The sequence below is a fragment of the Streptomyces sp. NPDC007971 genome (genome assembly GCF_042958635.1).
Classification (GTDB): Bacteria; Actinomycetota; Actinomycetes; order Streptomycetales; family Streptomycetaceae; genus Streptomyces.
The window spans coordinates 39,380-62,742 of sequence record NZ_JBIBJK010000023.1 but is presented as its reverse complement, the minus strand read 5'-3'; the positions used below and the strand labels follow the sequence as shown (position 1 = coordinate 62,742).

Sequence of the window (23,363 nt, the reverse complement as noted above, 5' to 3'; positions counted from 1 at the left end):
CCACGTCACAGACCACGCTGACGTCGCTGCGTGGCGGATCACGTCCTGCGCAGCCGCGACCGGCGACGGAGGCTTGCAGGAGCCGCGCGAGGAAGGCGGGCGGAGCATCTTGTTGACCATGGTGGAGGACCACTGCTTTGCCGCCGGGGGCGTGACGCCGCGTCGGTTGAGCTGCGTGGCAATGGCGTAGGCGGTTTCGCCGGCGAGGCAGTCTTTGAAGAAGTCAGCGACGGCCTTCGCCTCGTCCTCGACCAGTAGGCCTCGTTGGGGCCCTTGCGGATCCAGCCGTAGGCGATGCAGCCCTGGATCTTGCCGTCCTGGGCGGTGGCCAGGTGCATGCGGGCGACGCGCCGGGCGGTGTCCTAGGAGGGCTTGAGGGCCATGACGCACATCATGGGGGCCATGTGGCGGTCGCTGTCGTTGACGAGGTTCATCCGGCCGCCGGTGGCGCCGACGACCGGGCGTTGGGTGTGCTCGACGATGTCGATCAGGTCCTCGAGGTCGCGCGGCTGGCGGACCAGGCGGTCGAGGTCGTAGAAGATGACGCCGTCGATGACACCGCCGGCCAGGTCGGAGGATCCACCGCCCACGCGCTGACCTGGATACTTACAGGCATGCGCGTCGACTTCGATCCTGGGACCATGGCCATCCACGACTTCTACCGGCTGCTCACCGCGGTGGTGGTGCCGCGGCCGATCGCTTGGGTGTCCACGGTCAGCCCGGACCGCTTGCTACCGAACCTCGCACCTGCGACGTCAAGAGGCGTTGGAAGCCCACGTCCGGGCCCGCGACCTGTACGAGGCCGGAGGAGACCGCCACCGCGAGGCCACCGCGTGGAACAACCTCGGCATGGCCCTGTCGGACACCCGCCGACTCGACGAGGCCCTCGAAGCCCACCACCGGGCCCTCGACCTGTACCAGGCCCTGGGAGACCGCCACCGCGAGGCCACCGCGTGGAACAACCTCGGCAGCTCCTTGCGGATGCTGGGCCGGACGCCGGAGGCGAGTCAGGCGTGCCACCAGGCCCTGAAGATCTTCCAGCAGTTCGAGGACTGGTACGGGGCAGGCCAGACCCGCACGAACCTGGCCCTCATGTCCGAGTCCGCCCACCGCCCCGCTGAAGCCCGCACCTACTGGGTGCAGGCCGCGGACGCCTACACGCGGGCCAACGCCTCCGCCGAGGCCACAGACGCGCGTGCTCGCGCCGACCGCCTTGTCGACTGACCTGCTTCCTCGATGGAGCGAACAGTGTATGACGGGGCCGTGGTCCTGCTTCCGTACGGCCTTACCGTCCACGCTGATCGAGCAGGCACGTAACAGGCCAGCCCTGCTCATTGTGGTCCTGTTCGTGCCGTTGTGGACCACGTTGGCGTTCACGCCTTGGGGATCGTGCTCATCCCCAGGTAGTAGGTCTTGTAGTTGTTGCAGCTCGTCGTGTCGACGTCCTTGGGGAAGTCACCGCGTTCACTCTTGGGGACGGCCAGACAGATGTCCGTGTCGTGGATGCGCCCGTAGACCTCGTGCACCTGGCCCTGGACGACGCCCCACCACTCATTGGCGTCGTTCCGGTTGCACTTCGCCATCGTGACGGCGTACGTGTAGCTGGAGCGGACACCCCGCATGCACTTGCCCGTGGCCACGTTCTTGAGCTGGTACGCGGCACCGGAGGCGGACGCAGGCGCGGTCCCCAGCACGATCTGGGTCGCCGCGGCAATGCCGGCGACAGCGAGCACAGCGGTCATTTTGCGCTTCATTCCGTTCCTCCATGTATTCGTGACGCTATGTCAGGCCCGCGATCCTCGGCTGCCCGCGGCGCCCTGGCGGATGACATCTATCCTTGGGGCGAGGTCCCCGACATGGGCTCCACACGGCGAGGGAATGAGCGAAGCTCGCTCTCATGACGCGCACATCGGCGGATTCCGTACTGAGCCTCATGGCCCAGCGGCTCGTGGATGCGCTGCAGTGGAACGGCCGCCTCACCTCCGAGCGGGCGGCTCACGTAGTGGGTTCAGCCCCGCCACCGTGCGCCGCCGCCCGCACGCACTCGGCGCCGACGGCACCGTACGCGGGGTGGTCTCACCGGTCGCGCGCCCGCACAACGGCGGGTCGGCCACGCCCTGTTCCCGCGCATTCGGGTACTGCCGGGAAAGCTTGACAGCAGCGTGGCCGCGCCCGCGGTCGAGCTCGGGGCAGCGGGCCGGGATCTCCTTGAGCCGCTGGGCCTGGTCGTCGGTGAGCCGGTCGGGGTGGCGGGTGAGCCAGCCGGTCACGTCGCGCACGGACGGTGTCTTGCGGGGCGGATCGAGGGGAAAGGCTTCGCGGAGCCGGTGCACGTACTTCTTCACGACGCTCTCGCCGCCGGAGTATCCGCGCTCACGTACTTTCTCGAACAGCCGACGGGCAACAGTGCAGCCTTCGGTCCACCGCTGGTGGAGGTAGGGCTTGTGGGGGTCGAGGATGCTGGCGCGGCCGGTCCACCTGCCAACCAGGAGCTCATCCGCGCTCGCCGCGTGGGCGAGACGGCGGACGGCGTTGCGGGCCAGCCCCAGCTCAGGGCCGATCGCTCTCACCCCAACTCCCTTGTCGAGAAGGGCATGGACGGCGGCATGCTGTTCTCGGATCCGGTCGGAAAGCCGAAACCGGCTGTCCGCGGTCTCGCTGCGGAGATCGGTTCGAGCTCCAGCCTCTGCATGGCCGCAGCGACCTGGACCGCGGCGGAGTCGTGCGGTTCGCGGAGCAGGGCGCGATGCTGGACGACGGTCTTCTCGACGGCCTCGGCGAGGTTCGACCAGATGTGCCACCGATCCGCGACATGGACTGCCTCCGGCGCGCCGATTCGCCCGGCCTCGGCATAGGAGGCGGAGCGGTCTCGGCAGATCACTTCGACTCCAGGGTGGTCCACGAGCCACCGGGCCACCGTCGATGTCGTGCGGTCCGGCAGCAGGTCGACGGGCTGACGGGTCTCGATGTCGATCAGGATCGTGCCGTAGTTGTGTCCCTTGCGCAGCGCCAACTCGGCCCGACTCTTGACGTTCTGGTGGTGAGGCTGCGGGCACGGGAGGTGTTGACGAACCAGATGCTCAGGAATAAAGAGTTGCAGGGCGGCGGATGCGGCGTGGGTGGCGGCCCGGCTGACCGAGGCGCTTGGAACCCGTTGCCGCGTTGCAGGCCGTTAGCCTGTCGGTATGTCAGAGCGTGTCATGGCAGGTCGCACGGACGGCCTGATCACCCTGGGTGCCGCGGACGCTCTGTGGGTCGATTTGACGGCCGACAGTGCTGTGCCGACGGCTTCTGGAGCATTCACCCGCTCTCCTGCCCATGCCCGGGTGGGGTACGTCCTGCTCGGCGGCCATGTGGTGACGACGGTGAGGGCGAGCGGCGGTCAGTGGAGTGTTCCGGAGGTTGAGGTGCGCCGGGCGGCCGCGGAACTGAACGCGGTAGGGATGGATCGGCAGGACCTGGTCCGCATCGGTCCGTTTCGTGGGGCGCCGAGGCAGGAGCGCAGCGAGGGAACGCCGCTGCGTTGGCGCCAGCGCATCACGCGAGAACTGCAGGAACTGGGCAGCCCCGAGCGGGCAGCACGACGTGAAGTCGGCCGGCCGCACCATCTAGCGGGGATCGACTGGCGACAGATACTCGTGGAGCAGACCCGCAATGGGACGCAGCGGACGTGGTGGCTGCCGCGCGCTGTGGTCAGGCTTCTCGACGCGGCCGAGCACACCGAAACGCAGTGGGTGCAAGTCGCGCGGACCCGCCGGGCAAGCGCAGCCGTCACCGAGCCGCCCTCCCACCCCCGGCAGGCCAAAGATGCCGACGGCCGGAAGACGACGAGCCCCGAGGGCCCCACCGCCTCACTGCGCCCGTACAACAAAGAGCTGGAAGGCCAGCTGTACTCCGTGCTCAGCAGGAAAGCCGGTACCTCCCGCAGGGTGGCCGGGTGGGTGTGCGCCGTCTGCCGCACCGCGCCCGCCACCGTGCTCGACCACTGCCACGAACACGGCTACGTCCGCGCCCCCGTCTGCCGGTCCTGCAACACACTGGAACGCCCCGACCACCTGTACAGCAACGACATCCGCGTGGCGAACCGTTACACACGCCTCTTCCACACCGACACCGAACACTGGCTTCGCCACTGGCACCGCTGCCCCGGCTGCCGCGCACGCACCACCCTGCCCTTGCCGCACCTCGCGGCATGGACCGCCCACATAGCCTGCCGATCGCTGCGCCCGACCCACCGCGCCCCCCGCGGGCGCAAGCCCTGCGGTGTCCTGCGCGTGTCCTGGACGGGCAGTCAGAACGCGCCCCGTTCCTGCCTGCTCACTGTCATCGTCGATTTCTGCCCCTCCGGAGAGCACCGTGTCCTGGCGCGAGTCCCCTACCGCGAAGTCGCCGAGCGGTTTCGTGTCTGGTTGGCCGAGACCGCCCCTGCCGTGGCCGCAGCGGCCGGTCCTGACCGCTTGGACGGCCTCCCTGCCCAGTTCCGGCCAGTCATCGCAGACACCAGTGGCGAGGGCCAAGCACTGTTCTGAGCGAGCCCGGCAGACCTGACACCCCAACGTCACCTCGCAGCTGCAGACCCCCGACACGCTCACCCCGCACGCTCCAGCGAAATGCGATGTCCCCAACGATCAGAAGGGGCCTGCACGTGCGCGGCATTCGCCCGCCGATTTCCGCCGCGGTCGAGCCGACGATGGCATCTACTGCCCGAGGAGCACTCCACCGGGCTTGCCCCGCACAAAGCGGCGAACGACGCCTCACCACGTAGAGCTCGAAACACGATCTTGTTGAGATGCCCTGGCCGGGCGTGACTGGTCTGGCGATTCGGCCGTTCGTGATGATGTGAGCACTCGGCCGTGGACCGTGGATGACGACTTGTGGGCGCTGATAGAGCCGCTGCTGCCGCCCTGGCCCGAGCGGTCGCCGGGGCCACGGCCGGTGGCAGACAGGCTCTGTCTCCAGGGCATCCTGTACGCCCTCTACAACGACATAGCCTGGCAACTCCCTGCCGCAGGAGCTGGGGTTCGGCTCCGGACAGACCTGCTGGCGCCGCCTGGAGCGGTGGCAGCAGGCAGGCGTCTTCGACCAGTTGCACCGCATCCTGCTGGCCGAACTGAACGCGGCCGGCCAGCTCGACTGGTCACGGGCCTGCGTGGACGGCTCCCATGTCCGTGCGAAAAAAAAAGGGGGTACCGACACCGGTCCGTCGCCGATCGACCGGCGCAAGACGGGCAGCAAGCACCACCTGAACTGTGACGGGCGCGGCACTCCGCTCAAGGTCATCACCACCGCGGCCAACGTCAACGACGTCACCCAGACCCTCGCCCTGGTCGACGGCATCCCACCGGTGGCGGGCCGCCCCGGCCGCCCTCGAAGGCGTCCCGACGCCCTGCTCGGCGACAAGGGCTACGACTCCAACCCCAACCGCGACAAACTTCGCAAGCGCAGTATCCTGCCCGTCATCTCCCGCAAGGGCGCCCCGAACATCCAGGGCATGGGAAAGCTCCGCTACGTCGTCGAGCAGACCTTCGCCCTGCTCCACCACTTCAAGCGACTCGCCGTCCGATGGGAACACCGCACCGAACTCCACGACGCCTTCGTCTCCCTGGCCTGCAGCCTTATCTGCTGGCGACGCCTCAAGAAGGCACGCCCATGATCGTGTTACGAGCTCGTAGGCGGCCTGCAGTTGTCCCCCATAGCGACCAACAGAACAGCGGCACTCTGCGGTCCGACCCCCACAGCGGCGAGCAGTTGGGGGTAATGCCTTTCGACCAACTCAGACAGACGCTGTTGCAGTTCTCGAGCCTGCACGTCAAGCTGCTCGATTCGCTCAGCCAGCGTGCGCAATGTGAACCTCGTAGCCCGCAGTACAGGTTCCGTCCCTCCTGCGTCTTCGCGGAGCAGTACACAGGCACGGATGAGAGCTCGGCGCTTCAAGCCGGCCAGGTCTTCCCGCAGCGCTGGATCGGCAGTAACCAGGACCGCTTTGAGCTGGTTGGTGGCCTGGGCGCAGGCTTTGACAGCGGAGTCCCTGGCCAGGGTGTACATTTCGTCGTCAACTTCGCTCCCGAGCCGCTCTTCGCGCAGATCAACGCGACCGCGACCGACTTTCCCAGCGACGAGGGGGAGTTCGATGCGGTGGGCATCGACCGCGAGCCGTCGCTGCGGGTGAAGCCGCCGCGGGTGGCCGCGTCCCCGGTCGCGCTGGAGTGCACGCTGCACTCGACGCTGCGGCTCGGCAACTCGACGGTGGTGTTCGGCCAGGTCGTGCACGCGGCCCCTCACCGATCGTGCTCCACTCGTCCCCGCCCAGCCGGGCCAGCGGGCGCAACAGCCCGATGGTGCGCGAGGCGGCGCGCGTCCCCTACCGGGACCGGCCTCGCGGCTGAGCCGCCCGCCCGGGCGGCCGCGATCCTGCCTGCGGCGGCGCCCCGGTCCGCGCGGCGCTCACTCGTCGTCCAGGACGAGGACGAGCGGGATGCCCTGACACGGTACGAGCCGCAGGCCACCGCGGCGGGCGGGCCTGGCCGCGGCGAGCAGGTCGCCGAAGTCGGGGCCCTTGGTGAGGGACCCGGCGAGATGGGCGGGGTCGGCGGAGGCGGCGACCCGGCCGCGGCCGTTCACCAGGTGGGCGGGGCGTGACAGCCGCCGCAGCAAGGGGAGTACGGCCGCTTCGAAGTGCCGCAGGTACACGTCGGCGGCGGCGACCCCGGCGAAGCGGCCCTCGACGGCGACCGGCGCGGACAGCGTGAGGCTGTACTCGTCGGAGCAGAGGTAGTCGACGTACGGTCCGGCCACGGCGCGCCGCCCGGTGTCGCGGGGCAGGGCGAACCAGTCCCAGTGCGTGTAGTCCGAGTACGCCGAGCGGCTGGGGTCGAGGTCGAGCAGCAGGGGTCGTACGTCGCCGTCTGCGCCCGACTGCCACCACTCCAGCCAGGCGGGTACGTCGGCCAGCAGGCCGGGGGCCGCGACGAAGCCGACCCCGGAGACCAGTTCCTGACGGGCCAGCCGGTGGTGCAGTCCGGGACGGAGTGCGGCGAGGTCCGCGCTCGCGGGGCGCCGGCCCTGCGCGACCGCCCTGGCGAGCAGAGCCGTCGTGTCGGCACGGGTGGCGGCGACGGCCTCGAAGACCGCTTCCAGCGCACGGCCCACCTGTGAGGCCACCCGCCCGGCGTCCGTGTCGAGCGTCGCGGACGTCGGCCCGGGGCTGCAGCCCATGGTGTCCTCCAGCGGACGGGAACCGGGTGCGGCGCGCTCAGAGGGTGAGGCACACGGCGACGAGCCGCGCCGCCGACTCCCTGACGCACCGCTCGGCCAGCGTGCCGGCCGTTTCGTGGGCCCCATCCTGTACGGCCCGCAGGAGGCAGCGGTGCCGGTCCGCGACTTCTTCACGATATTCGCCGCTTCCGAGGACCAGGCACAGCAGCGCCCCCACCTCGCTCTGCAGAGCGACCTGCTCGCGGGTGAGCCGGGCGGACTGGGCGGCTGCCGCGAGTTCGACGTGGAAGCGGCCGTAGAGGCGGCTGCGTGCCGCCGTCTCCCCGGCATGCGCCAACTCGTCGGCGGTGCGGTGCAGTTGGTGCAGGTCGTCGGGTTCCGTGCGCTGCGCCGCGAGGCGGGCGGCGGCGCCGGACAGGGCGGCCCAGTGGTCGCCCAGATCGCGCAGTTCCTCGGTGCTCCAGCCGCGCAGCCGCGCCCTGAGCCGGTCGTCGGCGGGGACCTCGGGGAGCGAGACGAAGCTGCCGCCGCCGCGCCCCCGGCGGGTGGTGACCAGCCCCTGTTGCCTCAGGGCCATGAGGGCCTCGCGCAGGGTCACCGTCGACACCCCGAGCTGCCCTGCCAGTTCGCTCTCGCCGGGGAGTTGCTCGCCGTCGGCGAGAAGACCCAGCTCTATGGCGTCGCCTATGCGGCGGACGACGGTGTCCACGCGGGCCCGGTTGTCCACCGGGCTGAAGACGGCCCTGCGGGCGCCGCTGCCCGCCGCCCGGCCGCTGCCGTCGATCTCGTGCTGCCTCACGGCCACCACCTTGTGCATTGACTCAAGCTTTACCTTAAGGGGACCTTGAGTTGAGAACTATGACTTCATATGTTTGCGTTCAACTCAGAGCGCGCCAGAAAGGTTCCCGCATGGAGGGAAGCGCGGTCCGCCTGCTGGACCTGCGGAAGTCGTTCGGGGAGACGGCCGCCGTGGCCGGGGTGGACCTGGACATCCGCGACGGGGAGTTCTTCTCGATGCTCGGCCCGTCCGGCTCCGGCAAGACCACCGTCCTCAGGCTCATCGCCGGATTCGAGACCCCGACCGGGGGCCGCATCGAACTCGCCGGACAGGAGGTCACCGGCCTGGCCCCGTTCGAGCGGGACGTGCACACCGTCTTCCAGGACTACGCCCTGTTCCCGCACATGACGGTCGAACAGAACGTCGCCTACGGGCTCAAGGTCCGCAGGGTGCCGAAGGCCGAACGTCTGGTCCGTGCCCGCAAGGCCCTCGCCGAGGTCCGTCTCGAAGGCTACGGCCAGCGGCGCCCCGCCCAGCTCTCCGGCGGGCAGCGCCAGCGCGTCGCCCTCGCCCGCGCTCTCGTCGGCCGCCCCCGATTGCTGCTGCTCGACGAGCCGCTCGGCGCCCTCGACCTGAAGCTGCGCGAGCAGATGCAGGTCGAACTCAAGGCACTCCAGCGGGAGGTGGGCATCACCTTCGTCCTCGTCACCCACGACCAGCAGGAGGCCCTCACGATGAGCGACCGCATCGCGGTCCTCGACCGGGGCCGCATCACCCAGGTCGGCACCCCCGCCGAGATCTACGAGCGCCCGGCAACCCCTTTCGTCGCCTCCTTCGTCGGCACCTCGAACCTGGTCGAGGGCGAGGCGGCCCACCGCATGCTCGGCGCCCCGGGCACGTACACCATCCGTCCGGAGAAGATCCGGGTGCTCAAGGAGTCCGCCGGGGCACAGGAGCCGGAGCACGCCAGCGCCACCGGCACCGTCGTCGAGGTCGTCTACCTCGGCGAGGCCACCCGCTTCCTCGTCGACCTCGACGGCGGCGGCCGGCTCACCGCCCTCCAGCAGAACCTGGAGACCTCCTCCGAGGACGTCGCCGCCTACCGCGGCGCCCGGGTCCGCCTTCGGTGGCACCGCAGACACGCCGTACGGATCCCCTCCTGACTCCCGCTCCCCCGAACCCGCTCCGCGCAAGACACCCTCACCCATGGAGAACGTCGTGCGTCTCACCCGAACCCTCCGGGCCGCGGCCTGCGCCGCCGCTCTGCTGCTCACCGCCGCCTGCGACTCCTCCGGCAGCGGCTCCTCGGCCACGGGCCTCAACCCGCCCGATCTCAGGGCCCCGACGAAGCTCGGCAGGACCGAGGGCCAGGTCAACCTGATCGCCTGGGCCGGCTACGTCGAGGACGGCTCCAACGATCCCAAGGCCGACTGGGTCAGCGGCTTCGAGAAGCAGACCGGATGCCAGGTCCGCTCCAAGGTCGCCGCCAGCTCGGACGAGATGGTCAAGCTGATGAAGACCGGGGAGTACGACGCCGTCTCCGCCTCCGGGGACGCCTCCCTGCGACTGATCGCCTCCGGCGACGCGGCCCCCGTCAACACCGGCCTCGTCCCCCACTACAAGGACGTCTTCAGCGGTCTGAAGAACGGCGCCTGGAACTCGGTGAAGGGGCAGATGTACGGCATCCCGCACGGCCGGGGCGCCAACCTGCTGATGTACAACACCGAGAAGGTGCGCCCGGCGCCCACCTCCTGGTCGGCGGTCTTCGACGACGCCTCGAAGTACAAGGGGCACGTCACCGCGTACGACTCACCGATCTACATCGCGGACGCGGCGCTGTATCTCAGGGCGACCAGGCCCGGGTTGAGGATCAAGGACCCCTACGCGCTCGACCAGAAGCAGTTCGATGCCGCCGTGGCCCTGCTGAAGAAGCAGAACGCGGACATCGGCGAGTACTGGAGCGACTATCTCAAGGAGGTCTCCGCCTTCAAGAGCGGGGACTCCGTCGTCGGGACCACCTGGCAGGTGATCGCCGGCCTCGCCGCCGGTGAGGGCGCCAAGGTCAAGGCGTTCGTCCCCGCGGAGGGCTCGACCGGCTGGTCCGACACCTGGATGGTCTCGGCGAAGGCCAAGCACCCCAACTGCGCCTACAAATGGCTCGACTGGATCGTCTCGCCCAAGGTCAACGCCCAGGTCGCCGAGTACTTCGGAGAGGCCCCGGCCAACTCGAAGGCCTGCGCCGAGACCAGTGACAGGAACTTCTGCACGGACTACCACGCGGCCGACGAGGGTTACTGGAAGAACATCGCCTTCTGGAACACGCCCATCGAGCAGTGCCTGGACGGCCGCAAGGACGTCAGGTGCGTGCCGTACGCGAAGTGGGTGCAGGCCTGGACCGAGATCAAGGGCTGAGCCGTGACGAGCGAAGCGAGGCCCGCCGCCGGACGGGGAACCGTGCGGCGGCTCGCCGGAGCACTGCACACAAGGCCCCGGCTCCGCCTGGCCCTCCTGCTCACCGCCCCGCTGCTGTGGCTGACCGTGCTCTACCTCGGCTCACTGGCGGCCTTGTTCGTCTCGGCGTTCTGGACGACGAACTCCTTCACCTCCCAGGTGGTGAGGGTGTGGTCGACGGACAACTTCCGCACGCTGATCACGACCCCGGTCTTCCGCCAGGTGATCCTGCGCAGCGTCGGCGTGGCACTGGCGGTGACCGTACTGTGCGCCGTGATCGCCTTCCCGGTCGCCTTGTACACCGCGCGGGTGGCCCGGCCGAAGTGGCGCCCGCTGCTCGTGGTGGCGATCCTCACCCCGCTGTGGGCGAGCTACCTGGTGAAGGTGTACGCCTGGCGGCTCATCCTCTCCCGGGGCGGACTCGCCGACTGGATGCTCGCGCCCTTCGGCCTCGGCGGCCCGGGCTTCGGCCTGCCCGCGACCGTGCTCACCCTGACGTACCTGTGGCTGCCGTACATGATCCTGCCGATCCACACGGCTCTCGAACAGCTCCCGGACGGCCTGCTCGACGCGTCCGCCGACCTCGGCGCGAGGGCCGGGCGCACCTTCCGCTCGGTGGTGCTGCCCCTGGTGCTGCCGTCCGTCGCCGCCGGGTCCGTGTTCACCTTCTCGCTCAGCCTCGGCGACTACATCACCGTGCAGATCGTCGGCGGCAAGACCCAGCTCGTCGGCAACCTGGTGTACTCCAACATCGAACTCAACCTGCCCATGGCCGCCGCGCTCGGCACCGTGCCCGTGACCGTGATCGTCCTGTACCTGCTGGCGATCCGCCGCACGGGCGCCCTGACCAGCCTGTAGGAGGAGAGCGCCATGCATCTCGGCCGCACCGCGCGCATCGCCCTGCGCACCGGCGCCGCACTCGGTTTCGCGGTGATCTACGTCCCGCTGCTGCTCGTCCTCGTCAACTCCCTGAACCCCGACCGCAGTGCGAGCTGGCCGCCGCCGGGGCTCACCCTGCACTGGTGGTCCGTGGCCCTGGACAACTCCGGTGCACGCGGGGCCCTGTGGGTGTCCGTGAAGGCGGGCCTCGGTGCCACCGCCGTCGCACTCGTCCTCGGCACGCTCATCGCGTTCGCGGTGGCCCGGCACCGTTTCTTCGGCCGCGGGGCGGTGTCCTTCGTCGTGGTCCTGCCGATCGCCCTGCCCGGCATCGTCACGGGCATCGCCCTCAACTCGGCCTTCGGCACGGTCCTCGCGCCGCTCGGCGTGGGTCTCGGCCTGTTCACCGTGATCGTCGGCCATGCCACCTTCTGCATCGTCGTCGTCTTCAACAACGTGGTGGCCCGGCTGCGGCGCACGGCCGCCTCGTACGAGGAGGCGGCGATGGACCTCGGCGCGACCGCCTTCCGCGCCTTCGCGGACGTCACCTTCCCGCTGGTCCGCTCCGCGCTGCTGGCCGGTACCCTGCTCGCCTTCGCCCTGTCCTTCGACGAGATCGTCGTGACGACCTTCACCGCGGGACCCGGTATCGAGACCCTGCCCGTCTGGATCTTCGACAACATGACCCGGCCGCAGCAGGCTCCGGTGGTGAACGTGGTGGCCGCCGTCCTCGTCCTGCTGTCGGTCGTACCGATCTACGCCGCCCAGCGGCTGTCGGCGGACACGGCGACGTCGAGCCGGGTGTGAGCCGTCTCTCCGGGGAGGCACGGTCTGGGCGCTGCGGCCCGTCCTCCGGCGTCCCGGCCGGGGCCTTCGTAGGCTGAGGGTGCCCGACGCCCGTACGGGAGGTGTGCCCTCAGGCAGGAGAGGCTCGTGATCGAACTGGCCGCGCTGTTCGCCGTCACGGGAGCGGCGAGCAACGCCGTGGGGACCGCGTTCCAGCGCAAGGCGGCGTCCACGAGCCGGCGCACCGGGGTTCGGCTCCTCGGGGAGCTGATGCGCCGCCCCGCCTGGGTGATCGGCATGGCCGGGGTGATCGGTGCCGCGGTGTTCCAGAGCCTGGCCCTGGTCAACGGGCCGCTCGCACTGGTGCAGCCGCTGTTCATCATGGAGTTGCCGTTCGCCCTGCTCGTGGCCGGTCCGCTGATGCACCGCCGGCTGCCCCGTTCGGGCTGGTGGGGTGTGGGTGCGGTGGTGGCGGGCCTGGCCGTCCTGCTCGCCTCGGCCGCCCCGCACGGCGCCACCAGTCAGGCGCCCCTGCACCGGTGGGTCCCGGCCGTCGGGCTGTGCCTCGGCGCGATGGGCGCGGCCGTGTTCCTGGCCTCCCGGGGGCGGGCGGGGGCCCGTCGGGCAGCGTTGCTGGCGGCTGCCTCCGCGACGGGCAACGCCCTGACCGCGGCACTGCTGAAGTCCGCCTCGGGGACCTTTGCCGACCACGGCTTCCCGGCGTTCCTGCGGTCCTGGCAGACCTACGGCTTCGCGCTGACGGGCGCCGCCGCCGTGCTCCTGCTGGAGAACGCCCTGCAGGCCGGTCCGCTGGCCGCCGCGCAGCCCGCGCTCACCATCGGCGACGCGGTGATCAGCCTGGCCCTGGGCATGACCCTGTTCGACGAGCGCGTCCGTACGGGCTGGTGGCTGGTGCCCGAGGCGTGCGGCGCCGCGCTGATCGTGGTGGGGGTGCTGGTGCTGAGCCGGGCCGTCCAGCGCATCGCCATGACATAAGTCCGACAAAGAGCAATCAGTCCGGCATGATGCCGAATAAATACCCCCGCACTCGCCTCTCGACCGCAAGGCGACGACTGTCTCACATTCAATAGCTTCGGTGGCGAACAGGTGAGGGTTACCAGGCCGTCAATCAACGCTCCGCGTTGCCAAGGTTCCCCTATGTGAGTGATAGCATCCCCGCGTCTGCGGCTTTGGTCCACCCGGCTCGGTCGCTTTTGAGAACGGCCCGGTTCTCAGCACGACGGCAGCCGTGTCGCTCCCAGTGGTTGCGCCACGGATTCCCGCGAGGTTCGCCCGCCGGTGGTTGCAGGCTACACACAGGAAAGGTTTCCATGAATCAAGACGCACTCGTCTGGTGCCTCGTTGCGGTGACGGTGGTCGCCGTGGCCGCGGCCCTGGTGCTCCGTCGCCGCAACCAGGCCATGGCGGCGAAGAAGCAGCAGGCCGAGGCCGCCCTCACGCAGAGGGTGAGCGAGGCCGACAGCCAACTGGCCGTCTTAAGAGCGGAGTTGCAGCGGCACCAGAACGAGCACGCCAAGACCATCCAAGAAGCCGAGGAGGCCGCCGAAGAAAGCACCAAGGCCGTTCTCAAGGGCTCCGCACGCTTTCTGCAGAGTCTCGCTGCGGAACAGCTGGCACTGCTGGAGGAAGTTCAGCGCAAATACGGCGGACATTCCGTTCTCAGTGATTTGATGGAAGTCAGTCACGCCAATGCACAGATGGCACGCAAGGCGCAGGGAATTGCCGTCATGTGTGGTGCCCCGCTGGGTCGTCGCAATAGGCCCGCGAGCGTTTATGACGTGGTGCGCAGCGCACAGGGTCAGATTCGCAACTTCCGGCGCGTGGAAATCATGCAGCAGACCGGTCTTGCATTGAAGGCCTCCGCCGTTTCTCCGGTCGCTCTCGCCGTCGCCGAGCTTCTCGACAATGCCGCCAGTTTCTCGCAGCAGGGTTCGCCCATCGAGGTCACTTTCCAGCGGGTGCAGAAGAACCTGTGCATTGTGATCGACGACGCCGGTGTCGGCATGAACGACGAAGACCGGCAGAAGGCGTCCGCCCTGCTGTCCGGTGACTACCGCCCACGCCTTTCCCACCTCGGAAACCAGCCCAAGTTCGGTTTTCCCGTCATCGGCCTTCTCGCTCAGCAGTACGGATTCCGGGTGGACGTGACCGGTGTCTCCCGTTATGGCGGCGTCCGGGCGGTCGTTCTGCTGCCGGAAGAACTGTGGACCGAGGAAGAGATGACACCGGCCGAGAACACCCAGGTCAACGGCGCTCGGGGCACCGTCGGCCGACTTGATCCGGTGGCGCGCACCGCGCACGGCCTGCCGAGGCGAGGGGCGCGCCAGGTACCCATCGCCAGCGTCCGCGACGAGGACACCGCGCCGTCGCCCGCCGCGGCGCAGGAGGAGAGCGGCCGTACCGCGGGCCGTGGCCTCGGAGCCTTCCAGCGCGGGACGTTCTCGGGCCGCAACCTCGCGCCGGCGCCGTCCGAAGGGTCCGATGAGGCATGACCACAGACCTGTCGTGGATGCTCGAGGACATCGTGCAGAACGTGCCGAAGGCGCGCCATGCCGTCCTGCTGTCCGCGGACGGCCTGCCCCGCGGCGCGACCGACGGCATGGCGCAGCAGGACGTGCGGACGATCTCCGCCGCCATGGCGGGGATGCAGTCGCTCAGCCGCGCGACCTCCCACTTCGCCGGGCCGGGTGAGGACAGGCAGTGGAACCAGACGATCATCGAGTTCTCGCACGGCTGGATCTTCCTCATCGGAGCCGGTCAGGGCGCCTATCTGGCCGCGGCCGCGGCGCCCGACGTCGACATGCAGCAGATCTCGTTCCGGATGCACCGGCTCGTCGCCCGGCTCGGCAACAACCTCACCTCGCCGCCCCGGGTGACCGCCGAGGCGACGGACGGGCGGGTGGGCGACGCCCGCACGCACGGTGGACCGGTGGGCAGCACGGGGATCCCGATCACCGACCTCGACGAGGTGGTCGGCAAGGTGGAGGGCGCACGCCATGCCGTCCTGCTGGGCTCCGACGGCCTGCCCCGTGGCGCCACCACGGGCATGAGCCAGGACCTCGCGGACACCATCTCCGCTGCCATGACCGGGATTCACGCCTACAGCCGGGCCACCTCGCAGTTCGCCGGCGTGCACCAGGAGGCGCAGTGGCGGCAGACGGTGATCGAGTTCCAGCACGGCTGGATCTTCCTGATCTCCGCGGGCCGTGGCGCGTTCCTGGCCGCGGCCGCCGAACACGACGCGGATATCGAGGAGTTCACCACCCGTCTGCATGAGGTGGTGCCCCGGCTGGGCGTATATACCGCACCACGCGGGGAGGCGAGCCGCACGTGAATGACGGGCCGGAACAGGAACTGGAGCTGACCTCCGCATTAGTCCCGCTCTTCGTGATCACGAACGGGCGTTCCCTGCCCCCGGACAATGCCTACGAGCGCACGACCCTGGTGTCCGCGCTGGAAGGCGCCTCTGCTTCCGCGCGCACGCTTTCCCCCGAGGCACGTCAGGTTCTGGAGCTGGTCGCGGAGGGCTTTCTGTCCGTCGCCGAAGTGGCCGCCCACACCCATCTGCCGCTGGGCATCGTCCGGATTCTGCTGGCGCAGATGGAGGAAGGCGGTCTCATCATCGCCAGGAAGCCCGTTCCCCGCGCCGAACGAGTTGATCGAGAAGTGCTCAACGCCGTGCTCGACGGCCTCAAAGCCCGATTCGGAGCGTGATTCGTGTACCTGGATTCAGGCGTCCTGACTGCGGTGAAGATCCTCGTGGTGGGGCACTTCGGGGTCGGGAAGACCACCTGTATCGGCAGCATCTCCGAGATCGAGCCCCTGCGGACCGAGGAGGAGATCACCGAAGCCAGCGTGGGATTTGACGACCTGTCGGGGACTCCGGACAAGACGACCACGACGGTCGCGATGGACTTCGGTCGCCTGACCATCAGCGACGAGGTGGTCCTGTACCTCTTCGGCACGCCCGGTCAGGAGCGCTTCAAGGAGATGTGGGAGGAACTGTCCCGCGGGGCGCTGGGCGCGCTGGTGCTCGTCGACCCCGAGCGGCTCTCCGAGTCCTTCCCGGTCCTCGACCTGGTCGAGCGGTTCGGCCTGACGTACGCCATCGGCGTCAATCACTTCGACGGCACGACCGACTACCCGCTCGCGGAGATCCGCGAGGCGCTCAACCTGTCCGACCGCACGCCCGTCGTCTCCTGCGACGTACGGGACCAGCAGTCGTCGGCGCAGGCCCTCATCACCCTCGTCCACCACCTCTTGTCCCTTCTCGACTAGGAGCCACCCCCACATGCAGCAGCGTCCCGGCATACAAGGCCCACCGCACGGCTGCCCCGCGCACGGCAACCTCCCCCTGTACGGCCCCGAGTTCGGCTCCGATCCCGACGGCCACTACGAACACCTGCGCAGCCTCGGCCCGAGCGCGCCGGTCGACATCGCCCCCGGGGTGGAGGTCGAGCTGGTCACCAGCTACGACGCCGCCCTGTACATCCTGCAGAATCCCGGTTCGTTCGTGAGGGACTCGCGGCGCTGGAAGGCGCTGAACGAGGGACGCGTCCCCGAGGACAGCCCGGCCCTGCCGATGATGCGGTACCGCCCCAACGCGCTGCTCAGCGACGGCGCGGCACACGCCCGGCTGCGCCAGGCGGTCACCGACTCCCTGGCCTCCGTCAACGAGCTGCAACTGGTGCGGCAGACCCAGCAGTCGGCCGACTACCTGATCAGCCGGTTCAGTTCCGAGCGCCTCGGCCAGGCCGAGCTGATGGCGGAGTACGCGCAGCCGCTGCCGCTGCTGGTCTTCAGCGACCTGTTCGGCTGCCCGCCCGAGATCGGTGACCGGGTCATCGCCGGCATCAGCGGCCTCTTCGACGGCCAGCCCGGCGCCGACCAGATCGTCGGCGAGGCGGTGTACGAGCTGATCGCGCTCAAGCGGCGTCGTCCCGGGGACGACCTGACGACCCGTCTGATGGAGCACTCCGCCGGACTGACCGACGAGGAGATGCTGCATCAGCTCGTGACGCTGCTGTCCGGGGGCACCATGCCCCTGTCGGCGACGATCGGCACCGGCAGCGCCCTGATCCTCGGCGAGGACTGGCAGACCGGCCTGCCGGTCGAGGACGCGGTCACCCAGGTGCTGTGGAACTACGCGCCGATCGCCAACTACGCGGCCCACTACCCCACCCACGACGTGGAGCTGGGCGGCCGGACGCTGCGGGCCAACGAGCCGGTGGTCATCTCCTTCGCGGGCGCCAACACCGATCCCCGGCTGGCGGAGCACCGCGAGCAGCTCAGCGCCAAGGCCCATCTGGCCTTCGGGGCCGGGCCGCACGCCTGTCCCGCCAAGGACCCGGCGTTCGTGATCGCCGTCACGGCCATCGAGACGCTGCTCAACCGGCTGCCGGACATCGAGGTCCGGGTGCCGTTCAAGGACCTGAGCTGGGTCCCCGCGCCCTGGAGCCGCTCCCTGGTGACCCTGCCGGTCCGGTTCACTCCCCGCACGGTGGCTGCGCCCGCCGCCCAGACACCGCAGCCGCAGGCGGCCCCGCCCGTCCCGCACCGGGTCGCGAACCCCGCGCAGCAGCCGTCGGCGCAGGCCGCGCCCAAGTCCAAGCCGGGTCTGTTCAGCCGGTTCCTGGCGTGGACCAGGGGAGAGTGACGTAGGCGACTCTCCACGGGAACAGCCCTCTGGTGTGCATCAGCCGACCGTGCGTTCGCGGGGCGGCTGGTGCACCGCTGCCACAGGCCGTGGAGACGGCGCCGCCCGCGCCCGCCGGCGGACGCCGTGCCGTTCGCCTTCTCCCGCCTGCGGACGGCGACGGGCCGGGCCGTTCCCCCTCCGCGCGGAACTGCGTTCGCGCACGGTGGGCCGGGGCCGGCCGGCCCGAACCTGCGGTGGCCTCAGGCCTCGGGGCCGAGGATCAGGCAGGTCGTGGTGGCGTGCGCGATGAGCTTGCCCTGTTCGTCGAGGACCCTGCCCTCGGCGGTCGCCGTGCGGCGGCCCGCGTGCACGACGGTGCCTTCGGCGGTGAGGGTCTGCCCGTCGGTGCGGGCCGCGCGGATGTAGTTCACCTTGAGTTCGAGCGTGGTGTAGCCGACTCCGGCGGGCAGTGTGGTGTGGACCGCGCAGCCCATGGCGGAGTCGAGCAGGGTGGCGGCAATGCCGCCGTGCACGGTGCCGAGGGGGTTGGAGAAGTCCGGGCGGGTGTCGAGGGAGACCACGACGCGGCCGGGGTCGACCTCGTCGAAGCGCATCCCGATCAGCCTGCCGATGGACGGGATCTGGGCGGGGCGTTCGCGCTGGATCCAGCGCATGAGTTCGAGCCCGGAGAGCGCGGCGGAGTCGGTGGTGGACATGTCTGTTCCTTGCTGTCGTGCCGGTGGGACGGCCCGGCCCGTGGAGGGCCGGGAGGGACTGCCGGTCAGCCGAGGGGGTCGGCCGTGTCCCGCAGGAGGGCCAGGACGGGTGCGTACATACGCGACTTGATGGTGCCGAGGGTCGTGCCGGCCCTGGCCGCCCGGGCGGCGGCGAGTTCGACGGCCGTGGACCGTACGGCGTCCTCGTCGACCGCTCGGTCCACGATCGCGGCGGCGAGCGCGTCGTGGCCGCCGTAGCGGCGCGCGGTGGTCATGGCCTCGTGGGCGACCGGCGGGGTGAGCCGGCTCTGGATCAGCGCGGACATGGCCGGCGAGAACGGAATGTCGATGTCGGCCTCGGGCAGGCTCCAGAAACCGCGGTCGGCCCGCATCACCCGGACATCGTGCGCCAGGGAGAGCATCGCGCCCGCCGCGAAGGTGTGGCCCTGCAGCGCGGCCACGGTGGGCACCGGCAGGGACAGCAGCCGTGCGAAGAGTGCGTGCACCGAGACGACGTAGTCCCGGTGCCGGTCGGCGTGGGCGAGGAGCCAGTCGAGGTCCAGGCCGTTGGAGTAGAACTTCCCGGTCGCGGCGGTGACCAGCGCCCGGGGCCCTTGTGCCCTCTCCACCTCGTCCAGGGCCTCGTCGACGGAGGCGATCCAGTCGGGGTGGAAACGGTTCTCCCCGGGCCCGAGGTCGAGCACGAAGACAAGGTCCTGACGGTCGAGCGTGGGCATGGTGACTCCTTCGGGTGGGCGGAGCGGGAGGGCGCGCCCGCCCGCCCCGGCAAAGAGCACGGGGGTCACGGAGAACGCGGGAGGCACAAGGCGTCAGGGCCGGGGGGCCTCCCCGGCGCCGGTTCCCGGCCCGGTCCGGTCGGCAAGGGCGTGGACCAGCAGGTCGTGGATCTCCGCGGCAGCCGCGTCCAGGGGGGCGAGACTTCGTTCGGCACGGCACAGCACCACCGCGCCCTCGATCGCGCCGATGATGAAGGACGCGAGCCTTCGGCCGCGCGGCTGCGGCAGGCCGCCCGCCACCAGCAGGTCACCGAAGGCGTCCTGCCAGCGGGCGAAGACCGCGGCGGCGGAGTCCGCCCATCGGGGCCCCTCCTCGTCGGCCGCCACCGCCGCGGCCACGACCGGGCACCCCAAGCGGAAATCGCTGCCGGACAGCCGGTCCCGCCACAGGGCGAAGAAGGCGTCGATCGCCGCGACCGGATCGCCGGCGCGCGCCGCGGCGGCGATCCGGGCCGCCATGACGTCCCCGGCAAAGGCCACCGCCTCGTCGATCAGCTGGGTCCGGCCATCGGGGAAGTGGTGGTACACCGAGCCGCGCGGGGCACCGCTGTGCGCGAGCACCCGGTCGATGCTCGTCGCACCGGCCCCCTGCTCGGCCAGCAGCGCCGCCGCGCTGCTGATCATCCGGTCCCGGCTGTCGCTCCTGCGCGGGCTCATCCCTGTACCACCCGTCACCTTCCCGTGGGGCTCGTACGTCCCCTGCCCGAGCCGGGAAAGGTGGCGCACCGGTCATTACCGGTGAGTAATCTATGCTGTATGACATAGAACATGCAAGAGGCGGGCCGTGCGTCGGCGGCACGGCCCGCCCCGGGCGACGACGGGCGGTTCCCGGAAGGCCGGAGGACCCTCGGTCACGGCCCGCCCCCTCGGTCAGTGCACCTTGTTCAGCTCGGTCAGGGCCTTGGCCAGGCCGTTGGCCCACAGCTGGTTGACGCGGGCGCGTTCGGCCGCGTTCGGGTAGCGGTTGGTGCAGGACGGACCGGGGCCGCCGCCCGACATCAGCTCGCTGCACGGACCGCTGTAGTGGTCCGGCAGCCCGAGCACGTGGCCGGTCTCGTGCGCGGCCACGCGGACCGAGTCGTACTCCTGGTTCTGCGCGTAGTCGAGGAAGATGTAGCCGTTGCCGTGGCCGTCCGTGGAGGCGTACGACCCCTGGGGGTCGCTGCCCTCGTAGTAGGCGAAGTCGGCGCCGCCCGAGGACGCCTGCAGCTTGACGTTGGAGACCGAGCTGTTCCAGATCGACGCGGCGCTCGCTATCTGCGAGCGGAAGCTCGGCGCCTGGGAGGCGTCGTAGGAGACGGTCACCGACCTCAGGCCGGGGTGCGCCGCCTGCTTCCTGGCGACCGAGGCGAGCACGGCCTCGAAGAACGCCTTGTTGTTCGCCGTGCCTTCGGCCGTGCCGGCGTAGTGGGCGCGCGGCGCCGCGGCCCGGCCGGCGGTCTGGGCGTTCGCCGGGATCGCGGTGCCCAGCGCCGCGAACGCCAGGCCGAGGCCGAGCGCCAGCAGTCTCCTGGAGTTCTTCGCGGGCACGAAGGACGTACGGATCGACGTCATGTGGGGGGCTCCTACTCGTTCATGTGGGGTGGTGAACGATCGGTCGCCCATGAGTCTGGGCCCGCCCCGGGGCCCGGCGGATGATGGCAATCGGGGATAGCCGAGGGCTATCGCCGTCAACTCGCCCGGTTCCGTTGGCATTTGAACATCTGGCGTCTCATCGGGCCCGCCCTTACGCTCCCGACATGGAGTTCGAGGTCAGGCACCTGCGCGTGCTCTGCGCCATCGCCGACGCCGGCAGTCTGCACAAGGCGGCGCGCGAACTCGGCATGGCCCAGCCCTCGTTGAGCACCCAGCTGCGCCGCATCGAGCAGACGCTGGGCGGCCGGCTCTTCACCCGCGGCCGTACGGGCAGCCGCCCCACGCCGCTGGGCCACCTCGTGCTGAGCCGCGCGCGACCGCTCGTCTCCGAACTCGCCGCGATCGTCGCGGAGACAAGGGCCGCGGCCGCCCGGGCCGCGGGCGGTCCCCGGCTGCGCATCGGCGCCACGGCGAGCCGGGCGCTGCCGGGCTGGCTGCGCCGGCTGCGCTCCCGGGTGCCGCCGGCCGAACCCACCCTCCAGATGGACGCGTCCGCGAACTCGCTGCTGCGCATGGTCGCCGAAGGCCGGCTCGACCTGGCGTTCGTGCACGAGGTCGAGGGCAGTCCGCTGCGCATCCCGGCCGGGCTGTTCCTGCGGGTCCTGGTGGAACGCGAGCCGCAGTTCGTCACCCTGGCCGCCGACCATCCCGCGGCCGCGCGGCGCGAGGTGCGCCTGGCCGACCTCGCCCGCGAACGGTGGATGGTCGACTCCACGGTCGACGGCGAGTGGGACGGGCTGTGCCGCGTGCTGCGCGACGCGGGCATCGAGCCCGATCTGCTGCACGGCGACTATCTCACCGCCTACTCGCTGGCCGCGATCGGCGAGGTCGTCACGGTGAGCCAGCCGACCGCGCGCCCCCGCCCCGACCTCGCCGTCCGGCCCCTGGAGGGCGACCCGATCGGGGTGCGGCTGCTGCTCGCGGCCCGTACGGCGACCGAACTCGACAACGGCTCGGCCGAGCTGGAGGAGGCCTACTGGGAGGTGGCCCGTCAGGCTCCGGCGTATCAGGAGTGGCTGGGGCGCAGGGCTGCCGCTCGGCCGGCGCCGGCGCTGCGTGTGGTGCGGGCCTGAGTCCTTGCGGACGCCACGCCGCCCCAAATGATCCATTCGTAGGCTTATCTGTCTTACGGTGCGGGGTGTAGTGAGTACCCCGGGGGCGCACAGCGCGGCCGGCGACGGCGCGGGTTGGGATGCCGATGAGTGGAATCACCCGCAGGGACGTGACACGCCTCGGCCTCGGCGCCTGTCTCGGCGCCGCGGCCACCTCACTGACCGGCTGCGGAGCGCTCGCCGGGCTGGGCGGTCCGCAGGCGGAACGGGATCTGCCGCGGATCATCGGGGACGGTTCCACGTCGTACACCGGCGCGCAGCCGCATCAGCCGCCCTCCCCGGCGCCCCTGGACCCGGGGCAGGACCCACCGCAGTTCGTGGTCTTCTCCTGGGACGGCGCCGGTGAGCTGGGCAAGGGCCTGTTCCCGCGGTTCCTGGAGCTGGCACGCGCGCACGACGCGCACATGACGTTCTTCCTCTCCGGCCTCTATCTCCTGCCGGAGGACAAGAAGCGGCTGTACCGCCCGCCCGGGAACCCGGTGGGTGCCTCGGACATCGGCTACCTCACGGACGCCCACATCAAGGAGACACTGAAGTACGTCCGTGAGGCCTGGCTGGACGGACACGAGATCGGCACCCACTTCAACGGACACTTCTGCGCCGGCCCGGGATCCGTGGCCCACTGGAGTCCGGCCGAGTGGCACTCGGAGATCGAGCAGGCCCGGTCGTTCGTCAAGTCCTGGCGCACCCACACCGGTTGGCACGACCACCCCGCCCTGCCCTTCGACTACGACCGGGAACTGGTGGGCGGCCGTACCCCGTGCCTGCTCGGGCAGCGGAATCTGCTGCCGGCCGCCCGCGGGCTGGGCTGGCGCTACGACGCGTCCTCGCCGGGCGGGGTGCAGCGCTGGCCGCGCAGGAGGGGCGGCATCTGGGACCTGCCGCTCCAGGGCATCCCCTTTCCTGGACACCGGTTCGAGGTGCTGTCCATGGACTACAACATGCTGGCCAACCAGTCCGGGAACTCGACCCGGGCACCCTCCTACCACCACGCGGACTGGCGCCTGCAGGCGACGGAGTCGTACCTGGCCGGGTTCCGGCGCGCGTACGAGACGAACCGGGCGCCGCTCTTCATCGGCAACCACTTCGAGGAGTGGAACGGCGGTATCTACATGGATGCCGCGGAGGAGGCGCTGAGGCGGATCGCCCTCTGGCAGGACGTCCGTCTGGTCTCCTTCCGGCAGCTCGTCGACTGGCTCGACGCCCAGGACCCGGCGGTCCTGAGGAAGCTGCGCAGCCTGCAGGTCGGCGAGCGGCCCCAGGGCGGCTGGTCCGCCTTCCTGCGCACCGGCACATGAGGGCGGGGCGGGCAACGGCCTGCCCCGCCGCTCGCCG

At 70.4% G+C, this 23,363-nt stretch carries 26 protein-coding genes and 2 pseudogenes; 16 read left to right on the top strand and 12 right to left on the bottom strand.

Annotated features, from left to right (window positions below; translation table 11 throughout):
* Positions 1–93 precede the first annotated feature (93 nt).
* Both ACFZCP_RS36930 and ACFZCP_RS36925 read right to left on the bottom strand, forming a co-directional pair.
* Positions 94–390 (bottom strand): annotated as a pseudogene (locus ACFZCP_RS36930) (recombinase family protein); the annotation flags it as partial.
* Entirely contained in the window at positions 363–590 is a 228-nt protein-coding gene (locus tag ACFZCP_RS36925) for a recombinase family protein (RefSeq protein ID WP_391437496.1), read from the bottom strand. The pseudogene ACFZCP_RS36930 and the gene ACFZCP_RS36925, both read right to left, overlap by 28 nt.
* A 175-nt stretch (positions 591–765) precedes the next feature.
* Here ACFZCP_RS36925 and ACFZCP_RS36920 point away from each other — a divergent pair, with 175 nt between their 5' ends.
* On the top strand, positions 766–1,224 hold the full coding sequence (locus tag ACFZCP_RS36920) for a tetratricopeptide repeat protein (RefSeq protein WP_391437489.1): 459 nt from the start codon (positions 766–768) through the stop codon (positions 1,222–1,224).
* Between the two features lie 149 nt (positions 1,225–1,373).
* On the opposite strand, the gene ACFZCP_RS36915 is transcribed toward ACFZCP_RS36920, so the two are convergent.
* The 3 genes from ACFZCP_RS36915 to ACFZCP_RS36905 form a co-directional block, all read right to left on the bottom strand.
* On the bottom strand, positions 1,374–1,742 hold the full coding sequence (locus ACFZCP_RS36915; protein WP_391437484.1) for a hypothetical protein: 369 nt from the start codon (positions 1,740–1,742) through the stop codon (positions 1,374–1,376).
* 234 nt (positions 1,743–1,976) lie between these two features.
* A complete protein-coding gene (locus tag ACFZCP_RS36910) occupies positions 1,977–2,570 on the bottom strand; it encodes a hypothetical protein (RefSeq protein ID WP_391437480.1) in 594 nt (197 codons plus the stop codon).
* On the bottom strand, positions 2,567–3,013 hold the full coding sequence (locus tag ACFZCP_RS36905; protein ID WP_391437476.1) for a transposase: 447 nt from the start codon (positions 3,011–3,013) through the stop codon (positions 2,567–2,569). Before ACFZCP_RS36905 ends, ACFZCP_RS36910 begins: the two co-directional genes overlap by 4 nt.
* Positions 3,014–3,185: 172 nt before the next feature.
* Here ACFZCP_RS36905 and ACFZCP_RS36900 point away from each other — a divergent pair, with 172 nt between their 5' ends.
* Positions 3,186–4,529: an endonuclease domain-containing protein gene (locus ACFZCP_RS36900; protein ID WP_391437470.1), complete on the top strand. Its 1,344-nt coding sequence runs from the start codon at positions 3,186–3,188 to the stop codon at positions 4,527–4,529.
* Between the two features lie 59 nt (positions 4,530–4,588).
* Here the strand turns inward: ACFZCP_RS36900 and ACFZCP_RS36895 are convergent, their stop codons facing one another.
* Positions 4,589–4,777 (bottom strand): transposase, encoded by a 189-nt coding sequence (locus ACFZCP_RS36895; protein WP_391437466.1) that lies wholly within the window; start codon positions 4,775–4,777, stop codon positions 4,589–4,591.
* A 62-nt stretch (positions 4,778–4,839) separates the two neighbouring features.
* On the opposite strand from ACFZCP_RS36895, the gene ACFZCP_RS36890 reads away from it, so the two are divergent.
* Positions 4,840–5,653 (top strand): IS5 family transposase gene (locus ACFZCP_RS36890; RefSeq protein ID WP_391437462.1). Its coding sequence is split into 2 segments (ribosomal slippage): positions 4,840–5,001 and positions 5,003–5,653, totalling 813 coding nucleotides; the frame shifts between segments, so codons are not numbered across the junction.
* A gap of 392 nt (positions 5,654–6,045) precedes the next feature.
* Positions 6,046–6,276, top strand: a pseudogene (locus ACFZCP_RS36885) (flavin reductase family protein); the annotation flags it as partial.
* A gap of 168 nt (positions 6,277–6,444) precedes the next feature.
* On the opposite strand, the gene ACFZCP_RS36880 reads toward ACFZCP_RS36885, so the two are convergent.
* Complete coding sequence (locus ACFZCP_RS36880) at positions 6,445–7,215, bottom strand: cache domain-containing protein (RefSeq protein WP_391437459.1); 771 nt, start codon at positions 7,213–7,215, stop codon at positions 6,445–6,447.
* 37 nt (positions 7,216–7,252) lie between these two features.
* Complete coding sequence (locus tag ACFZCP_RS36875; protein ID WP_391437454.1) at positions 7,253–8,014, bottom strand: GntR family transcriptional regulator; 762 nt, start codon at positions 8,012–8,014, stop codon at positions 7,253–7,255.
* 110 nt (positions 8,015–8,124) lie between these two features.
* Here ACFZCP_RS36875 and ACFZCP_RS36870 point away from each other — a divergent pair, with 110 nt between their 5' ends.
* From ACFZCP_RS36870 to ACFZCP_RS36825, 10 genes are all read left to right on the top strand, one after another.
* The gene (locus tag ACFZCP_RS36870) at positions 8,125–9,156 is read left to right on the top strand and encodes an ATP-binding cassette domain-containing protein (protein ID WP_391437448.1); all 1,032 of its coding nucleotides are present in this window, start codon (positions 8,125–8,127) and stop codon (positions 9,154–9,156) included.
* A 55-nt stretch (positions 9,157–9,211) separates the two neighbouring features.
* A complete protein-coding gene (locus ACFZCP_RS36865) occupies positions 9,212–10,405 on the top strand; it encodes an extracellular solute-binding protein (RefSeq protein ID WP_391437442.1) in 1,194 nt (397 codons plus the stop codon).
* 3 nt (positions 10,406–10,408) lie between these two features.
* On the top strand, positions 10,409–11,302 hold the full coding sequence (locus ACFZCP_RS36860; protein ID WP_391437438.1) for an ABC transporter permease subunit: 894 nt from the start codon (positions 10,409–10,411) through the stop codon (positions 11,300–11,302).
* Positions 11,303–11,314: 12 nt separating this feature from the next.
* Positions 11,315–12,130, top strand: coding sequence for an ABC transporter permease subunit (locus ACFZCP_RS36855; protein WP_391437432.1), 816 nt, complete (start codon positions 11,315–11,317; stop codon positions 12,128–12,130).
* A gap of 126 nt (positions 12,131–12,256) precedes the next feature.
* Positions 12,257–13,105 (top strand): DMT family transporter, encoded by an 849-nt coding sequence (locus ACFZCP_RS36850; protein WP_391437426.1) that lies wholly within the window; start codon positions 12,257–12,259, stop codon positions 13,103–13,105.
* 335 nt (positions 13,106–13,440) lie between these two features.
* Positions 13,441–14,622, top strand: a complete 1,182-nt coding sequence (locus tag ACFZCP_RS36845) for an ATP-binding protein (protein ID WP_391437423.1) — start codon at positions 13,441–13,443, stop codon at positions 14,620–14,622.
* The gene (locus ACFZCP_RS36840; protein WP_362696481.1) at positions 14,619–15,464 is read left to right on the top strand and encodes a roadblock/LC7 domain-containing protein; all 846 of its coding nucleotides are present in this window, start codon (positions 14,619–14,621) and stop codon (positions 15,462–15,464) included. Before ACFZCP_RS36845 ends, ACFZCP_RS36840 begins: the two co-directional genes overlap by 4 nt.
* Complete coding sequence (locus ACFZCP_RS36835; RefSeq protein WP_362696483.1) at positions 15,461–15,844, top strand: DUF742 domain-containing protein; 384 nt, start codon at positions 15,461–15,463, stop codon at positions 15,842–15,844. Before ACFZCP_RS36840 ends, ACFZCP_RS36835 begins: the two co-directional genes overlap by 4 nt.
* A 3-nt stretch (positions 15,845–15,847) precedes the next feature.
* Entirely contained in the window at positions 15,848–16,408 is a 561-nt protein-coding gene (locus ACFZCP_RS36830; protein WP_362696485.1) for an ATP/GTP-binding protein, read from the top strand.
* Between the two features lie 13 nt (positions 16,409–16,421).
* The gene (locus tag ACFZCP_RS36825; RefSeq protein ID WP_391437410.1) at positions 16,422–17,786 is read left to right on the top strand and encodes a cytochrome P450; all 1,365 of its coding nucleotides are present in this window, start codon (positions 16,422–16,424) and stop codon (positions 17,784–17,786) included.
* Between the two features lie 242 nt (positions 17,787–18,028).
* Here the strand turns inward: ACFZCP_RS36825 and ACFZCP_RS36820 are convergent, their stop codons facing one another.
* The 4 genes from ACFZCP_RS36820 to snpA all read right to left on the bottom strand — a co-directional run bounded on the left by ACFZCP_RS36820 (position 18,029) and on the right by snpA (position 20,835).
* Positions 18,029–18,484, bottom strand: coding sequence for a PaaI family thioesterase (locus tag ACFZCP_RS36820; protein ID WP_362696489.1), 456 nt, complete (start codon positions 18,482–18,484; stop codon positions 18,029–18,031).
* Between the two features lie 65 nt (positions 18,485–18,549).
* Positions 18,550–19,221 carry an enoyl-CoA hydratase-related protein gene (locus ACFZCP_RS36815; protein WP_362696491.1) on the bottom strand — a complete coding sequence of 224 codons (672 nt, stop codon included), beginning with the start codon at positions 19,219–19,221 and terminating at the stop codon, positions 18,550–18,552.
* 93 nt (positions 19,222–19,314) lie between these two features.
* Positions 19,315–19,938 carry a TetR family transcriptional regulator C-terminal domain-containing protein gene (locus ACFZCP_RS36810; RefSeq protein WP_391437400.1) on the bottom strand — a complete coding sequence of 208 codons (624 nt, stop codon included), beginning with the start codon at positions 19,936–19,938 and terminating at the stop codon, positions 19,315–19,317.
* 213 nt (positions 19,939–20,151) lie between these two features.
* On the bottom strand, positions 20,152–20,835 hold the full coding sequence (gene snpA, locus ACFZCP_RS36805; protein ID WP_391437396.1) for a snapalysin: 684 nt from the start codon (positions 20,833–20,835) through the stop codon (positions 20,152–20,154).
* Between the two features lie 185 nt (positions 20,836–21,020).
* On the opposite strand from snpA, the gene ACFZCP_RS36800 reads away from it, so the two are divergent.
* The gene (locus tag ACFZCP_RS36800; protein WP_391437386.1) at positions 21,021–21,989 is read left to right on the top strand and encodes a LysR substrate-binding domain-containing protein; all 969 of its coding nucleotides are present in this window, start codon (positions 21,021–21,023) and stop codon (positions 21,987–21,989) included.
* Positions 21,990–22,114: 125 nt separating this feature from the next.
* Positions 22,115–23,326 carry a hypothetical protein gene (locus ACFZCP_RS36795; protein WP_391437383.1) on the top strand — a complete coding sequence of 404 codons (1,212 nt, stop codon included), beginning with the start codon at positions 22,115–22,117 and terminating at the stop codon, positions 23,324–23,326.
* Positions 23,327–23,363 lie beyond the last annotated feature (37 nt).

What these genes read in the sequence shown, in the direction of transcription:
- ACFZCP_RS36915 (WP_391437484.1), bottom strand. Translation starts at nt 1,742, where the DNA reads ATGACCGCTGTGCTCGCTGTCGCCGGCATTGCCGCGGCGACCCAGATC.
- ACFZCP_RS36900 (WP_391437470.1), top strand. Translation starts at nt 3,186, where the DNA reads ATGTCAGAGCGTGTCATGGCAGGTCGCACGGACGGCCTGATCACCCTG.
- ACFZCP_RS36880 (WP_391437459.1), bottom strand. Translation starts at nt 7,215, where the DNA reads ATGGGCTGCAGCCCCGGGCCGACGTCCGCGACGCTCGACACGGACGCC.
- ACFZCP_RS36870 (WP_391437448.1), top strand. Translation starts at nt 8,125, where the DNA reads ATGGAGGGAAGCGCGGTCCGCCTGCTGGACCTGCGGAAGTCGTTCGGG.
- ACFZCP_RS36855 (WP_391437432.1), top strand. Translation starts at nt 11,315, where the DNA reads ATGCATCTCGGCCGCACCGCGCGCATCGCCCTGCGCACCGGCGCCGCA.
- ACFZCP_RS36845 (WP_391437423.1), top strand. Translation starts at nt 13,441, where the DNA reads ATGAATCAAGACGCACTCGTCTGGTGCCTCGTTGCGGTGACGGTGGTC.
- ACFZCP_RS36840 (WP_362696481.1), top strand. Translation starts at nt 14,619, where the DNA reads ATGACCACAGACCTGTCGTGGATGCTCGAGGACATCGTGCAGAACGTG.
- ACFZCP_RS36825 (WP_391437410.1), top strand. Translation starts at nt 16,422, where the DNA reads ATGCAGCAGCGTCCCGGCATACAAGGCCCACCGCACGGCTGCCCCGCG.
- ACFZCP_RS36820 (WP_362696489.1), bottom strand. Translation starts at nt 18,484, where the DNA reads ATGTCCACCACCGACTCCGCCGCGCTCTCCGGGCTCGAACTCATGCGC.
- ACFZCP_RS36815 (WP_362696491.1), bottom strand. Translation starts at nt 19,221, where the DNA reads ATGCCCACGCTCGACCGTCAGGACCTTGTCTTCGTGCTCGACCTCGGG.
- ACFZCP_RS36810 (WP_391437400.1), bottom strand. Translation starts at nt 19,938, where the DNA reads ATGAGCCCGCGCAGGAGCGACAGCCGGGACCGGATGATCAGCAGCGCG.
- snpA (WP_391437396.1), bottom strand. Translation starts at nt 20,835, where the DNA reads ATGACGTCGATCCGTACGTCCTTCGTGCCCGCGAAGAACTCCAGGAGA.
- ACFZCP_RS36800 (WP_391437386.1), top strand. Translation starts at nt 21,021, where the DNA reads ATGGAGTTCGAGGTCAGGCACCTGCGCGTGCTCTGCGCCATCGCCGAC.
- ACFZCP_RS36795 (WP_391437383.1), top strand. Translation starts at nt 22,115, where the DNA reads ATGAGTGGAATCACCCGCAGGGACGTGACACGCCTCGGCCTCGGCGCC.